11 protein-coding genes and 1 pseudogene are annotated in these 14,731 nt (G+C 63.9%); 6 read left to right on the top strand and 6 right to left on the bottom strand.

Going from position 1 to position 14,731, the window contains the following annotated elements:
- The first annotated feature begins 266 nt into the window (after positions 1-266).
- The 5 genes and pseudogenes from metF (at position 267) to V5A19_RS12155 (ending at position 9,627) form a co-directional block, all read left to right on the top strand.
- Positions 267-1,115 (top strand): methylenetetrahydrofolate reductase [NAD(P)H], encoded by an 849-nt coding sequence (gene metF / locus V5A19_RS12180; protein WP_332319135.1) that lies wholly within the window; start codon positions 267-269, stop codon positions 1,113-1,115.
- Positions 1,116-1,220: 105 nt separating this feature from the next.
- A pseudogene (gene metH / locus V5A19_RS12175) lies at positions 1,221-4,808 on the top strand (methionine synthase).
- A gap of 63 nt (positions 4,809-4,871) precedes the next feature.
- Positions 4,872-5,525 carry a flavin prenyltransferase UbiX gene (locus tag V5A19_RS12165; RefSeq protein ID WP_332319132.1) on the top strand — a complete coding sequence of 218 codons (654 nt, stop codon included), beginning with the start codon at positions 4,872-4,874 and terminating at the stop codon, positions 5,523-5,525.
- On the top strand, positions 5,512-7,824 hold the full coding sequence (gene ptsP, locus V5A19_RS12160) for a phosphoenolpyruvate--protein phosphotransferase (RefSeq protein WP_332319131.1): 2,313 nt from the start codon (positions 5,512-5,514) through the stop codon (positions 7,822-7,824). Before V5A19_RS12165 ends, ptsP begins: the two co-directional genes overlap by 14 nt.
- Positions 7,825-7,836: 12 nt before the next feature.
- Positions 7,837-9,627, top strand: coding sequence for an AMP-dependent synthetase/ligase (locus tag V5A19_RS12155; RefSeq protein WP_332319130.1), 1,791 nt, complete (start codon positions 7,837-7,839; stop codon positions 9,625-9,627).
- 20 nt (positions 9,628-9,647) lie between these two features.
- Here the strand turns inward: V5A19_RS12155 and V5A19_RS12150 are convergent, their stop codons facing one another.
- Together V5A19_RS12150 and V5A19_RS12145 are read right to left on the bottom strand one after the other, a co-directional pair.
- On the bottom strand, positions 9,648-9,998 hold the full coding sequence (locus V5A19_RS12150) for a phenylpyruvate tautomerase MIF-related protein (protein ID WP_332319129.1): 351 nt from the start codon (positions 9,996-9,998) through the stop codon (positions 9,648-9,650).
- Positions 9,999-10,127: 129 nt separating this feature from the next.
- On the bottom strand, positions 10,128-10,646 hold the full coding sequence (locus tag V5A19_RS12145) for a PilZ domain-containing protein (protein WP_332319128.1): 519 nt from the start codon (positions 10,644-10,646) through the stop codon (positions 10,128-10,130).
- Between the two features lie 551 nt (positions 10,647-11,197).
- Between V5A19_RS12145 and V5A19_RS12140 the strand changes: the two genes are divergently transcribed.
- The gene (locus V5A19_RS12140) at positions 11,198-11,590 is read left to right on the top strand and encodes a PilZ domain-containing protein (protein ID WP_332319127.1); all 393 of its coding nucleotides are present in this window, start codon (positions 11,198-11,200) and stop codon (positions 11,588-11,590) included.
- Between the two features lie 9 nt (positions 11,591-11,599).
- Here the strand turns inward: V5A19_RS12140 and ybgF are convergent, their stop codons facing one another.
- The 4 genes from ybgF to V5A19_RS12120 all read right to left on the bottom strand — a co-directional run.
- Positions 11,600-12,520, bottom strand: coding sequence for a tol-pal system protein YbgF (gene ybgF, locus V5A19_RS12135; RefSeq protein WP_332319126.1), 921 nt, complete (start codon positions 12,518-12,520; stop codon positions 11,600-11,602).
- Complete coding sequence (locus V5A19_RS12130; protein WP_332319125.1) at positions 12,489-13,319, bottom strand: CheR family methyltransferase; 831 nt, start codon at positions 13,317-13,319, stop codon at positions 12,489-12,491. Before V5A19_RS12130 ends, ybgF begins: the two co-directional genes overlap by 32 nt.
- 158 nt (positions 13,320-13,477) lie before the next feature.
- Complete coding sequence (locus tag V5A19_RS12125) at positions 13,478-13,840, bottom strand: response regulator (RefSeq protein ID WP_332319124.1); 363 nt, start codon at positions 13,838-13,840, stop codon at positions 13,478-13,480.
- Between the two features lie 129 nt (positions 13,841-13,969).
- Positions 13,970-14,731: chemotaxis protein CheW (locus tag V5A19_RS12120; RefSeq protein WP_332327837.1), on the bottom strand; the 762-nt coding region annotated here is incomplete at its 5' end.

The following is a 14,731-nucleotide window of genomic DNA, read 5'->3' as shown; positions in this document are numbered from 1 at the left end:
ACCGCTACTAAGTTGCGCCGTTCTAGACTTGCAGCGGCACCGCGCCAGCGGGCACCGCTATTAAGTCGCACCGTTCTAGACTGGTAGCGCCAACCCCCTAGCCGGCAACCACCGGTTAGGGGTCGGGCTGAGGGGAGGATTAGCTCCCCCGAATGGGGTCTATCCCCATTCGTGGAACGCCTCGTACCGGGCGCCCCACGAATGGGGACAACCACCGACGGACCGATCCGGTCCACGGCCCATACACGTTAAACGAGGACAGCGACATGGGATTCCACCGGGAAAATTTCGAATTTTCCTTCGAGTTCTTCCCGCCTAAGAACGACGAGGGCGAGAAGCGCCTTCAGGAGGCGGTCCAGGAGCTCAAGCCGCTCAACCCGGCCTATTGCTCGGTGACCTTCGGCGCCGGCGGCTCTACCCGGGAGCGCACCTTCCAGACCGTGGACTGGATCCAGAGGGAGGCCGGTATCGACGCCACCCCCCATCTGTCCTGCATCGGCTCGCGCAAGGAGGACATCCACGAGATCCTCGAGCGGTACCAGGCGGCGGGTATCAAGCGAGTTATCGCCCTCCGGGGGGACATCCCCGAGGACGAGGAAGCCTTCAAGGAGGGTGGCTTCCGCTACGCCAACGAGCTCGTCGCGTACACCAAGGAACACTTCCCCGATTTCGAGGTGGTCGTGGGCGCGTACCCCGAGTACCACCCCGAGGCCCCCGACCCCTGGACGGACATGGAGAACTTCGTCCGCAAGGTGAAGGCCGGTGCTGACATCGCCACCACCCAGTACTTCTTCACCAACCTGTCCTACTACAAGTTCGTTGACGACGTCCAAAAGATGGGCGTTGACATCCCCATCAAGGTGGGTTTGATGCCCATCACCAACTTCAAGCAAATCGACCGCTTCTCCCAGATGTGCGGCGCGGACATCCCCGCCTGGATCCGCAAGCGCATGGAGTATTACGGCGACGACACCGAGTCACAGAAGGAGCTGGGTATCGATATCGCGACCCGCCAGGCGGAGGATCTGCTGGCGCAAGGCGTACCCGGCATCCATTTCTATACCATGAACAAGGCCGAGGCGACCAACCGCATCTGGCAGAACCTGGGGCTGTGAGAAGGGCGACGTGAGGGGTGAGGCGAAACACCACCTCGCTCGCCGCGCCTGCTGTCTCCTCACGCCTTACTCCTCACACCTCACTGATCATGAGAGGAGCCAACCATGAGCCGCTTCATGGACCGACTGAAAGATCGGGTGCTGATCCTGGACGGCGGGATGGGCACCGCGCTGATGGAATACGACCTGGAAATCGACAAGGATTTCCTGGGTCTGGAGAACTGCTCGGAGATCCTTAGCGACTCCCGGCCGGACGTGGTCAAGGACATCCACCGTTCGTTCTTCGAGGCCGGCTCGGATGCGGTGGAAACCAATACCTTCGGTTCCAACAAGTTGGTCCTGGCCGAGTTCGACCTTACCGAGCGCACCCGCGAGCTCAACCGTATCGCCGCGGAGCAAGCCCGCGAGGTGGCAGCCGAGTTCGAAACCGTTGACTGGCCACGGTTCGTGATCGGCTGCATGGGCCCGGGCACCAAGCTGCCCAGCCTTAATCACACCGATTACGACACCCTCGAGGACTCCTACGCCGAGCAGGCTCGGGGTCTGATCGACGGCAACGTCGACGTATTCCTCACCGAGACCTCCCAGGACCCGCTGCAGATCAAGGCCGCCATCAATGGCATCCGCGTTGCCCAGCGCGAGGCCGGCACTGACCTGCCCATCATCTCCCAGGTCACCATCGAGACCGTGGGCACTATGCTGGTGGGCACCGAAATCCAGGCCGCCGCCACCATCCTGGATGCCATGGACGTGGACATGATGGGCATGAATTGCGCCACCGGACCGGCGGAGATGTCCGAGCACGTCAAATGGCTGGGCGAGAACTGGCCCCGGCCCTTTTCCGTGCTGCCCAACGCGGGCCTGCCCATGCTGGTCGAGGGCAAAACTACCTATCCCCTTCAGCCGGAAGAGATGGCTGATTGGGTCTCCCGCTTCGTCGAAGAGGACGGCGTCAATCTCATCGGCGGCTGCTGCGGCACCACCCCGGAGCACCTCAAGGCGCTGCGAGAAAAGGTCGGCTTCGTGGCCCCCAAGGACCGCAGCGACGTCAAGCTCGAACCGGGCATGGCCTCGCTCTACAACCAGGTCCCTTATCGTCAGGAGAACACCGTCCTGGCCATCGGCGAGCGCACCAACGCCAACGGCTCCAAGAAGTTCCGGGAGCTCCTCAATGAGGAGGACTGGAACGCCATCACCCGGGTGGCCAAGGATCAGGTCAAGGAAGGCTCTCACGCCCTCGACGCGTGTACGGCCTACGTGGGCCGGGATGAGGTCCGCGACATGACGGAGGTTATCTCCCGCTTCCGGGGCGACATCACCATTCCACTGGTGATCGACTCCACCGAAACCCCGGTCATCGACGCCGCCCTCAAGCTCTACGGCGGCAAGCCACTGATCAACTCGATCAACTTCGAGGACGGCGAGGAGAAGGCCGCAGAGATACTGGGCTACTGCAAGAAATACGGCGCCGGCGTCATCGCGCTCACCATCGATGAGGACGGCATGGCCAAGGAGGCCGACCGCAAGCTTGAGGTGGCCCAGCGTCTGTACGACTTCGCGGTGAACCAGCACGGTCTGCCCGCCCACGATCTCATGTTCGACCCACTTACCTTCACCGTCTGCACCGGTAACGAGGAGGACCGCGAGCACGCCATCAACACCCTGGACGCCATCGAGCGCATCGCTGCGGAGATGCCCGAGGTCCAGATCGTGTTGGGCCTGTCCAACATCTCCTTCGGCCTTAAGCCGGCGGCGCGCCAGGTGCTGAACTCGGTGATGCTTCATCACGCCATGGATCGCGGCCTGACCGCGGCGATCATGCACGCCTCGGCGATCCTGCCCAAGCACAAGATCGAGGACGAGGAGTACAAGGTCGCCGAAGACCTCCTATTCGACCGCCGCGAGCAGGGCTACGACCCGCTCCACAAGTTCATCGAGCTGTTCAAGGACAAGGAAGCGGGCGGCGGCGCTCCGGCGCGCCAGCGTCCCGAAACCATCGAGGAGGTGCTCAAGGAGCGCATCATTGACGGCGACCGCGACGGCATCGAGGAAGACCTCGACAAGGCCATGGAGCAGTACGAGCCCATCGAGATCATCAACAAGCACCTCCTGGGCGGCATGAAGGTGGTGGGCGACCTGTTCGGCGCCGGGGACATGCAGCTGCCGTTCGTTCTCCAAGCCGCCGAGACTATGAAGGCCGCAGTGGCCCACCTCGAGAACTTCATGGAGAAGGAGGAGGATGAGGTAAAGGGTACTCTGGTGCTGGCCACGGTGAAGGGCGACGTCCACGACATCGGCAAGAACCTGGTGGACATCATTCTCACCAACAACGGTTACAGTGTGGTCAACCTGGGCATCAAGCAGCCCTGCGAGTCGATCATCGAGGCCGCCGATGAGAATAGTGCCGACGTCATCGGCATGTCCGGTCTGCTGGTGAAGTCCACGGTGATCATGAAGGACAACCTCGATGAGATGCGCGAGCGCGGCATCACCACCCCCGTGGTTCTGGGGGGTGCGGCCCTCACCCGAAGCTTCGTCGAGGAGGATTGCTCACAGGCTTACGGCGAGGGCGTGGTGGAATACGCCAAGGATGCCTTTGCCGGGCTGCAGCTGATGGACAAGCACACGGGCAACGCGCAGGAAGAGCCCGAGGAGGCCGAATAGGCGGCCTCCGTCTCCGCGTCTTCCCGGGCCGCCGCTGGCGGCCCCCTTTTTGCGGCCATTCCCGACTTCCATACTGCGCCTTTTGCCGGTCACCCACGCCTTTGCCAAAACCTCCCCGACCTAAGTATTCTTTACCCTTGAGGCAAGGGTGCTATCCCCCTTGTTGCAGGGAAGCCATAGGAAACGACCATGAGTGAAGAAGTCATCCGGTCCGACGTCGCCACCGATAACCTCGTGCCCACGCCCCCCTTCTGGGGCACCCGCATGCTGGAGAACATACCCGTCCGGTCGCTGGTGCCCTACATCAACAAGACCATGCTTTACCAGTTCCAGTGGGGCTACAAGAAGGGGGGAAAGAAGAAAGAGGAGTACTGGGAGTGGGCCAAGCAGGAAGTCGATCCCGTCCTTAACCGCATGCTCCGGGAAGTGGAGGCCGAGAACATCCAGCAGCCCCAGGCCATCTACGGCTACTTTCCGGCCCAGAGCGAGGGCAATGAGGTTATCCTTTACAAGGACCCGGAAGGTCACGAGGAGCTGCACCGCTTCGGGTTCCCGCGTCAGGACGGCAAGAAGCATCTGTGCATCGCCGACTTCTTTCGGGCTAAAGACTCGGGGGAGATGGATGTGGTTGCCCTCCAGGCGGTCACAGTGGGTCAGAACGCCTCCGATGTGGCCCGGCAGTGGTTCAACGAGGACCGCTACACGGATTACCTCTACCTGCACGGCCTCAACGTGGAGACCACCGAGGCCTTGGCCGAGTGGGTGCACAAGCAGATTCGGGCGGAGCTGGGCTTCTCCAGCGAAGACGCCCGGGACCCGATGGCGCTGCTGAAACAAGGCTACCGCGGCTCCCGCTACTCCTTCGGCTACCCCGCTTGCCCCAACCTCGAGGACCAGCGGCCCTTGCTGGACATCCTGGGTGGCGAGCGCCTGGGCATCGTCATGGCCGACGAACAACAGATGCACCCGGAGGAGTCCACCTCCGCCATCGTCTGCCATCATCCCGAGGCCAAGTATTTCAGTGTCTAGATCCAACGGCAGCGCGGTTTTAGGGGAAGCCCGCCTCCGCCGGCCATTCTGGGGGGCACTGGCTTGAGTCCTGCCACGGGCCACGAGATCGACCGTATCGCCCTGGCCTGGACCGGGGCTTCCGGGTCCCTTTACGGGCTGCGGCTGCTGGAGGAGTTGCTGGCCGCTGGGATCTCGGTGGAGCTAATCGTCTCCAAGGCGGCCCAGGTGGTGCTGGCCCAGGAGACTGACCTGGAGCTACCGGCGCAGCCCGAGGCCATGCGCCAAGCGCTCTTGGAGCGCTACGCGGGAAACGGCAAGCTGAGGGTCTACGGCCGGGAGCAATGGACGGCACCGGTGGCCTCCGGTTCCAATGCCCCCCAGGCAATGGTGATCTGCCCTTGCACTTCGGGAACGGTAGGGGCCATTGCCTCGGGCGGCAGCGACAACCTCATCGAGCGCGCCGCTGATGTCATCCTGAAAGAGCGCCGCCAGCTCGTTCTCGTTCCCCGGGAGACGCCGCTGTCGGTCATCCACCTGGACAACCTCCAGCGGCTGGCGCACATGGGGGTGACCGTGCTGCCGGCTAATCCCGGTTTCTATCATCACCCCGAAAGCGTCCTGGATCTGGTGGACTTCGTGGTGGCGCGTATCCTTGACCATCTGGCGGTCCCCCACCAGCTTGTCGCCCGCTGGGGGGAGGGGACGGCCCAGGGAGACCACGGTGCAAGCGGGTAACGTCCTCAAGACCCTCCACCGCCTGACTGAGCAGGCCGCCAAGGCCCCCGACCTGCAGACCGCCCTGCGATCGTTGGTGACCGGCCTCCGACAGGCCATGGAGGGTGAGGTCTGCAGCATCTATCTTCCCGACCCCGAGGTGGAGGGCGGCTGGGTCCTGCGCGCCACCGACGGCCTCAACCCGGAGTCAGTGGATCGGGTGCAACTTGGCCCGGGCGAAGGCTTGGTGGGCCTGGTGGCCCGCGAGGAGGAACCGGTCAACCTCGACTCCGCTCAGGACCATCCCTGGTTCCGCTATTTCCCCGAGACCGGCGAGGAGCGCTTCCCCGCGTTTTTGGGGGTGCCCATCCTGCACCGGGGCCAGGTGCTGGGGGTCATTGCCGTGCAGGGGCCGGAATCGGCTCCCTTCGACGAGCAGCACGCCTCACTGCTGTTTACCGCCGCCGCCCAGCTGGGCGGGGCCATAGCCCATGCCCAGATCCTGGAACGCCTCGTACCCCCGCACCATGGCGAACCGGAGCTTAGCGGTGCCGCCGTTCCCGGGGGCATACGCGACGCTTTCCTCCCGGGGCTGGGAGGCGCCCAGGGGGTCACCCTGGGGACCGCCTGGGCCGTCTACCCTCCCGCCGACCTATCCTCTGTGGCCGATCGCCGCACCGATGATCCCGAGGGCGACAAGCAGGCGTTCCATCACGCTCTGGCAGCCGCCGACCAGGAGCTCGCCGAGCTGGGGTCCAGCCTCACCGAACGCATCGATGAGGAAGACGCCGACCTCTTCCATGCCTACCTGCACATCGTCCGTGACAAGGGCTTCCAGCGCCGGGTGGCGGCGGCCATCGATGACGGCGCCTGGGTTCAGACGGCCGTGCGCGACGTCGTCCGGGAATACATTACCGCCTTCGAAAACATGGACGACCCCTATCTGCGGGAGCGGGCGGCCGACATGCGGGATCTGGGCAGGCGGCTGCTGGCCCACCTGCAGCAGGCCAACGCCGCCGGGGAGAGTGAGTTCCCGGAGAAAACAGTGCTGGTAGGGGAGGAAATCTCGCCTCTGAACATGGCCTCGGTGCCCGAGGGCCGGCTCCAGGGCGTAATCAGCGCCACGGGGTCCGCCGGAAGCCACGTGGCCATCCTGGCCCACGCCTTCGGGGTGCCGGCGGTGATGGGCGTGGAGGACCTGCCAGTGGGCCTGATCGACGGCAAGTCGGTGGTGGTGGACGGTTACAGCGGCCGGGTCTATGTGGAGCCCTCGGACCGGATCCTGGAGGAATATCGCCGCCTGGAAGCCGAGGAGGCGGCCCTCACCGAGCGCCTTACCGAACTGCGGGATGAGCCCAACGTCACCAAGGACGGCCGGTCCATAACACTTTACGCCAATACCGGTCTTCTCGCCGACATCGATCCGGCCCTGCGCAGCGGCGCCGAAGGCATCGGCCTGTATCGCACGGAGCTGCCCTTTTTGACCAGGGACCGTTTTCCCAGCGAAGCGGAGCAGGTTCGTATCTACCGGCAGGTGTTCGAGGCCTTCGGTGACCGCCCGGTCACCATCCGCACCCTGGATATCGGCGGTGACAAGCTCCTTCCCTACCTGCCCATCAAGGAGGACAACCCCTTCCTGGGCTGGCGAGGGCTGCGGCTAGCCCTAGACCACCCGGAGATCTTTTTGACGCAGCTGCGGGCCATCTACCGGGCCGCCGCTTACGGCAATGTCCGTATTCTGCTGCCCATGGTCACCACCGTGGAGGAGCTGGACCAGGCCCTCACCTTGATCGAGCGGGCACGCGGGGAGCTCCTCGCCGACGGCGAGGACGCCCCCGAGCTCCCCGTGGGAGCCATGATCGAAGTGCCCTCAGCAGTATTCCAGACGGCCGCCCTCGCCCGTCGGGTCAACTTCCTATCCATCGGTACCAACGACCTGACCCAGTACCTTCTTGCCGTCGACCGCAATAACGCCCGCGTGGCCAAGCTTTTCGACAGCCTCCACCCGGCCGTCACCCACGCCATCCACAGGGTGGTGGACGAGGCCCACGGCGAGGGCCGGCCGGTGTCCGTTTGCGGCGAAATGGCCGCGGATCCCGTGGGCGGCCTCCTCCTAACGGGCATGGGTGTGGACGAGCTGTCCATGAGCGCCGGCGCCTTGCTGCGCATCAAATGGGTTCTGCGCTCGTTCACGACCGCCCGGACGCGGGAGCTCGCCGACCTTGCCTGGTCCGACGAATGCGCACGGACCACGCGGAGCCGGATGGAGACGGCGCTGTTGGACGAGGGCCTGGGCGGCCTGATCCGCGCGGGCGAATGAGGGAAGTTGCCCATGCCCCCCAGCGAGCCTAGGACGGCGACCACAGGTCAGGCCATCACCCGCATTCGCCAGGCTTCCAGCCTGGGAGCGGCCTTCCGGGACCGTCTAGGCGCCGACCCCGGCGCCACCGCTTGCCTGGAACCCGAGGGGCGCGACTTCCGCCCCATGAGCACCCAGGCCTTTGCCGACGATGTGGACAGGGTGGCGCGGGCCCTGCTCGCCTTCGGAGTGGACCGCGGCGACCGCCTAGGCCTCATGGGGCCTAACGGTCCTTGGTGGGCCTCTATCGATCTGGCGGCCTTGAGCCTGGGCGCAGTAGTGGTCCCCCTGTATCAGGGCCAGCAGCGAAGTGAGCTGCGCTACATCCTGGAGGACGCCGCGCCTGCCCTGGTCTGCGTTCAGGGCACCAAGGCCGCAACGGAGATGACAGCCGCCTTCCGCGAGGCCCCCTACGCGCCGCCGGTGGCGGTGGCGGAGGCCGGCGATGTAAGGCTAGAGCCGCCACTACAGTCCTGGGAGCACTTCCTAGCCGGTGCGCCGCATATTGGCTCTGAGGCCGTGGCCCACGCCGGCTCGGAGGTAGGGCGGGCGAACCTGGCCACCCTGGTCTATACGTCCGGGACCACCGGCTGGCCCAAGGGGGTGGAGCTCACCCATGGCAATCTGCTAGCCAATCTGGAAGGCATTCTGGAGGTTCTGGCCATCCGGACCGGCGACCGTTTCCTGTCCTTCCTGCCACTGGCCCATATCTTCGAGCGGACCGCCGGCCATCTTTTGCCCTACTTGACCGGCTGCGAGGTAGCTTACGCTCGTGGACCTCAAGCCGTTCCCACCGATCTCCTGCGAACTCGCCCCACCATCCTGGTGGCGGTGCCTCGCCTTTACCAGATGTTCCACGACCGGGCCCAGACCCAGCGGACCCGGAGCCGGACCACAGACCGGCTGTTGCAATGGGCCACAGGCGATGGCGGCAAGGTGCCGCCGGTACGCTCCCGTATAGCCCGCTGGCTTCTGGGCCGACGCTTTCGCCAGCGCTTGGGAGGCCGTATCCGCCTGTTGGTTAGCGGCGGAGCGGCGCTGGCGCCGGAGGTAGCCCGGTTCTTCCGTGACGTGGGCTTGCCCATCCTGGAAGGTTACGGCCAGACCGAGACGGCACCGGTGGTGGCCTGCAACCGGATGGGCGCGGTCCGTATCGGGACCGTGGGCCCACCCCTGCCCAACGTCGAGGTCCAATTGGCAAGCGACGGCGAGATCCAGGTGCGGGGACCCAATGTCATGCGGGGTTACTGGAACCGGGAAGAGGAGAACGCCACAGTTTTCGAGGGCGACTGGCTTCGCACGGGAGACGTCGGCGAGTGGGACGGGGCCGGCTATTTGCAGATCACCGACCGCCTCAAGGAGATCCTGGTCACCAGCGGCGGCAAGAACATCCCGCCGCAGCGCCTGGAGCTGCGTCTGACGGCCCAGCCCCTTATCCAGCAGGCCGTCATTTTCGGCGACCGTCAGCCTTACCTTGGCGCCCTCATTGTCCCCGATTGGGAGGACCTATGGCGGCACCTGGGCCATTCGCCGGACCGCCCGGCCAATCCCACCGACACGGAAGCCCAACGCCTGGTACGGGAGACGGTGAATCAGGCGCTCGCCGATCTACCCGCCTGGGAACAGGTACGCCGCTTCAACCTGCTGGCGGAGCCGTTGGGCCAGGAGGAAGGCGAGCTCACCCCCACCCTCAAGGTAAAGCGCCGGGTGGTGGCCCAGCGATACGCCGACGAGATCGAGGCACTGTTCGCGGAGGAGCGCTGATTCGCGCAGGGGATGACCGGCTAGCCGAAGGTGGTTCGGTTGGTCCCCCACATGGGGCGCTCGACGTCGCGGAAGTGAATATAGATCCGCTCCGGAGCCACACCCAGCCCTTCGTTGATGAGGTCGCACAGGGCCACCGACAATCGCCCGGTGTCGTCCCTGGGCAGGCCCAGGCTGGCAAGCTCGGCGAACGCGGCGGGCTCGTCGGAGCCGGCGAACAGCAGGCTAACCCCGGTTTCCAGGGTCACCATGCAGTAGCGCTCCGGCTTATCCAGGTGGTCGGCAACCCACCCGGAGGCCCGTCGAAGGAAATCCGCCCGGCCCTCGGTGGTGGCTAATTGCTGATTGGTGCTGAGACGCAGCAAAGGCATGGGAGAAACCCAGTTTTAAGTTTTTGATTGGATAAAGGATAGGCGAGCGCTCTAGCGACAGCGGGCTGTCGGCCCCGCGCTTTTCGCCGTTACTCAAAACTTAACACTTAAAACTGAACATTTTCCTCTTCAGGTGGGACGCAAGCGTCGCCGCTCCACTTCCATGACAAACTGGGAAAAGAGGCGTTCGATTCCGGTGGGAATACTGCCGAACTGGCAACCCACATACTGCCACTTCAGGGTCTGATCCACCCACACCACCCGCGCTGGGGTGTGAACCAGCGTAAACCCCTTCTCCTCGGGGAGGCTCAGCTCGAGCAGGACGCTAACTTGGTCCCCCCGAGTGACGTTGGGCGCGGTCCGGGTGGAATCCCCCCCAGGGAACCCGGCACGCATCCCCCCGGCACTAAGATTGGTTTGGCGGCGGCGCTGGCCGCGCAGGCGCTGATAGGCCCCCGCCAGCTCGTCATCCCGGGGCCCGATAAGGGAGGAGATGTTTTCGTTTTCGGCAAAAGCCCAAGGCCGCCTTGTCCCCGCGTCCTGGGCAAGGATGCTGAGCCGGATTTCCGTATTGATCCGGAAATGCTCCCGGCGCTCGACTCCGGAAGGGGTAGGGACAGCACCCGGATTGTTGCCATCCTCACTCATGGCCGTGGCGGTTCTTTCTGGTCGGTACGGACCGGTCCGAGCAGCAGTAGCTCCGTGAGCGACCGGTATTCTAACCCCGCGCCCGGGGTATGCCTATCCCATTGGTGGCACGGATCTAGCCGGAGGGAGCCGCCAGATGGAACTCGGTGACCACCGTGGGTATCCGGGAGGCGGAAGGTATGGCCCGCCCTTAGGACCATCCGTATAGCCGCTCCGTCAAGGTAGCCGGGGAGCGGATGAGCCGAGCCACCCGGTCCAATGGGTCCATGGCCATGAGCGCAGCTTCTGCCCTGGACGGGGCGCTCCCGCCCCCCCTTAGCCCCCCGATAGGCATACCGGGTTGACCCTCGGGGCGGTGCTTCGGAAAAGACCGCTCAGTAGGCCTTTGCCCTCGAGGGGGGAGCCGATAGCTTTCGTGTACATTGGGCTCGCCCCTACCTGGATCGGCTATCCCGGGATTGACATCCCCTAGGGCTGGGCCCCAGCGGTTGCCCTAACCCCGTGCCAGCTCTGTTACAGTGATTTAAAATCCCGCCCGGCGCGGAGCAGGCATGGAAGAAGAACACGACCGGCGCCAGCATTCCCGGGTAAAGTGGCAGCATGAGGCCACCATCGCTACCGACCAGGGGACTACCTCCGGCTCGATCTTGGACATCAGCCTGAACGGCGTGCTGGTAGCAGTAGGGCCGTCTTTTGACCCGGTAAATACCTGCGAGGTCCGAATCCCTCTAAGCGACGATCCCGGTCAGGTAATCACCACCGAGGCGCGGGTCGTAAGGCGGGACGCCGCCGGACTGGCCATCCACTTCGAGGCCATGGACCTGGCCAGCGCCGCCCACTTAAGGCGCCTGGTTTCCTACAACAGCGACCATCCCGACCGCATCGAGCGGGAGGCCACCCATCTTCGCCTGTCCTTGGAAGAAGGCGGATCACCCGGCGAATGACTCGAAACCCTAGCGCTGCTCCTGACGGATCTGTTCCATGCGGTCACGGGCTAGATCCGCCACGCGGTGATCGGGGAATCGCTCCATGACCTCTAGCAAGGTCTTTCGGGCCATCCGGTAGTCCTGTAGCTGGTAGAAGGCGAAACCTTCCTTGAGCAGGGCATCCGGGACCTTGTTGCTGTCCGGAAACTGCTCTTGAACCTTCTGAAAAGGCTCCATAGCCCGCTCGTAATCCTGCTGGACGTAGTGGGCCTCGCCCAGCCAGTAGTGGGCATTGGCGACGTACTGACTATCCGGAAATTCACTCAAGAATTGGCGGAAGGACTCGATGGCCGGTTCGTACTGGCCGTCCTTTAGCTTGTCGAACGCCGCCTGATACCGCCGGTAGTCCTCAGAGCGTTCCGGCGAATCCGCCTGTTGGTTGGCTTCAGCCTGTTGGTTGGCTTCAGCCTGCTCGGTCGCCCCCTGCGTGCCCCCGGAGGATGGCGAGGTGGCAGTAGAGCGGCTCAAGCTCTCCTCCTCCAACCGGCCCACATCCCGCTCCAGTCGGCCAAGCCTCTGGCTGAGACCGTCGTGGATCTTCTGGAGCTGTTTCGAGAGCCGATCTAGCTCGTGGCCGTTAACCTCGGTACTGCCTTGCAGTTGCTTGATGCGCTGTTGCAGCTGGTCCATCCGCTGGCGAAGGCCCCGACCCCCTTCGGCCTTCTCCCGTTCTTCGGCCTCGAGCTCCCTCAGGCGGGCGTCCTGCTTGCTCAGGGCGTCGCTCAGCTCCGCCACCCGTTGTTCCAGCTCCTGAACCCGATCGGGCCCGGATTGGTCCTGAGCGGGGCCGGTGAGACCTGCGCAACCGCCCAGCGCCAGGACGGCGGCTGCCGTCGGCAGCCGGGCCCAACGGCGGTCAACTCCCCTTGCGAAAGCACTGTACCCCATCGACTCGTTCCCTCTGGAAGCGGCCATCCATGCGCTGGGCGTCTTCCCCGGCACCGGTGAACAGGTAGCCGTCATCGGCCATGCGGCGATGGATATTGTGCAGCACTCGACGCTTCCCATCATTATCAAAATAGATCAGGACATTGCGGCATAGCACCACGTCGAAGCGGGAAATCGGGAAATCGGGATCGAGGAGGTTCATCTCCCGGAAACGGATCATGTTCAAGACCTCCTTGGTGGGGCGATAGCCCTCCTCTACCGGCTCGAAGAATCGGCGGCGCACCTCATCGGTAGCCCCACGTCGCATTTCCAGCTCGGAAAAAACGGCACGTTTGGCCCGGTCAATGGCCTCGGCACTGACATCGGTCCCGAACACCAGACTCCGATTGGCCCGGTCGGTAGGCAGCACCTCGCGCAGCAGGATGGCCAGGCTCACGGTCTCTTGGCCGGTGGAGCAGGCCGAGCTCCATATTTTGAGCTCTTTGCTTCCCCGCTTCTCCGCCAGCTCGGGCAACAAACGGCTGCGGAGGACATCGAAAGGTTTGTTGTCCCGGAAAAAGCTGGTTTCCTTGATGGTTAGCGCATTAAGAATGGCATCCACTACCTCCGGATTGTGGCGCTCCCGGTAGATATGAGTTACCAGATCGTTGAGCCCCTCATAGCCCCACTCGCGGGCCAGGGGCTGAAGCTTGGAGCGCAGGGAATAGCTCTTTTCCGGCTTCAGAATAATGCCCGATTCCTTTCGCAGGAATTTAGCCAGAAGCTCAAAGTAGTACGGGCTGAGGTCGTTGCTGCTCATGGAGCTGGCGGCTCGTTTTGGGACCAGATTGCAGACCCCATCTACATTGGATACGTTAAAAAAATAGGGCCCCGACCCCTGTGGGACGGTGCCCTACCTGTTGTCCTTAATCCGGCCCGCCGGCGGCGGTGCGGCGGACGCATTTCGGCACCGCAAGGCTACTCCAGGAATTCGCTAAGCTCGCGGGCAAGCTTCTCGGGGGTGAAGGGCTTGCCCACCACTTTGTTGGCGCCGGCCTCTACAGCCTCGCGGCGCTTGCTCTGGGTCTGCTCGGTGGTGATGAACACGAACGGCGTAAGCTGATCCCGGGTCCGGAAAGCGCGCAAAAACTGCAGACCGTCCATTACCGGCATATTCCAGTCCGATAGGATCACATCCGGCTCGAAATTGCCGAGCTTCTCCTCGGCATCCTGGCCGTTCTCCGCCTCCACCACCTCCAAGTGGGAAAAGCCGGCCTTCCGCAAGGACGTCTTAAGCACCATTCGCATGGCGCGGGAATCGTCCACCAACAGTACTTTCATCGATCCGCTATCCCCAAAGGAACCGGTACACCTACCGATTGCGTTAGCGAAGATTGTGCGGAGCGCTTAGAGCACGAGTCGATGTCCCAATACCGTGCCCTCTTAACGCCCCTGCCCTAGCCCATAAACTCAGGCCCCGGCGGCCAAATCATCGGCAACCCGCTTGGTCGTGGCCCCGTCAATAGCCTCGCGGTCAAGGATCCCTACCACCCGGTTCTCCCAAAGCGCGGCCCCGGCCACGCCGCTGGCCTGTCTGGCCCCTTGCCGGGTCTCCTGCAGGTACTGAATGCCGTGGAGATGGTTGGTAAGGATGCCTTCAGCCCAGTTGCCCGAGCCGTCGTCCACAAACACCACATAGGCCTCGTTGCCCGGGTGCTTGAAGGCCTCCCCGCTAATAGTGGCAAGGCGCACCACGGGCAATGCCCGGTTCTCGCGCTTAAGGTACTCGTGGCCATTCATCCACTGCACCTCGCCCACACTAACCAGCTCGATATGGTGCACCGCCTCGCGGGGCAAGGCATACACCTCGTCAGTGCCACCGTCCAGGAGCAGATAAGGCAGGCGCTCCACCTGCTCCTCTTCGGCGACCTCCCGGGCCTTGGTATGGCCTCGCATGGTGGCCACCTTGGAGAACAACCGGGCAACATCCACCACCAGGGAAATCCGGCCGTCGCCCCGGACGCTGGCACCGGCGAAGTATTCGGGCTCGTAGATGCCCTTTAGGGCATCCATCGACTTCATGACCGCCTCTTCCTTGCCGACGATGCGGTCCACCAGAATCCCGGCGCGCTGCATACCCATCTCCATGACCACCAGATAGCTGGCATCGGCGTCATGCACCCGGCTCATGCCGAACAGCTCGGTCATCTGCAGGATGGGCAGGATCTCGCC

The sequence above is a fragment of the Thiohalorhabdus sp. genome, from assembly GCF_036628635.1.
Taxonomy (GTDB): Bacteria; Pseudomonadota; Gammaproteobacteria; order Thiohalorhabdales; family Thiohalorhabdaceae; genus Thiohalorhabdus.
This window is presented reverse-complemented; position numbering and strand designations above follow the sequence as displayed.

What these genes read in the sequence shown, in the direction of transcription:
- V5A19_RS12140 (WP_332319127.1), top strand. Translation starts at nt 11,198, where the DNA reads ATGGAAGAAGAACACGACCGGCGCCAGCATTCCCGGGTAAAGTGGCAG.
- V5A19_RS12130 (WP_332319125.1), bottom strand. Translation starts at nt 13,319, where the DNA reads ATGAGCAGCAACGACCTCAGCCCGTACTACTTTGAGCTTCTGGCTAAA.
- metF (WP_332319135.1), top strand. Translation starts at nt 267, where the DNA reads ATGGGATTCCACCGGGAAAATTTCGAATTTTCCTTCGAGTTCTTCCCG.
- V5A19_RS12155 (WP_332319130.1), top strand. Translation starts at nt 7,837, where the DNA reads ATGCCCCCCAGCGAGCCTAGGACGGCGACCACAGGTCAGGCCATCACC.
- ybgF (WP_332319126.1), bottom strand. Translation starts at nt 12,520, where the DNA reads ATGGGGTACAGTGCTTTCGCAAGGGGAGTTGACCGCCGTTGGGCCCGG.
- V5A19_RS12145 (WP_332319128.1), bottom strand. Translation starts at nt 10,646, where the DNA reads ATGAGTGAGGATGGCAACAATCCGGGTGCTGTCCCTACCCCTTCCGGA.
- V5A19_RS12125 (WP_332319124.1), bottom strand. Translation starts at nt 13,840, where the DNA reads ATGAAAGTACTGTTGGTGGACGATTCCCGCGCCATGCGAATGGTGCTT.
- V5A19_RS12150 (WP_332319129.1), bottom strand. Translation starts at nt 9,998, where the DNA reads ATGCCTTTGCTGCGTCTCAGCACCAATCAGCAATTAGCCACCACCGAG.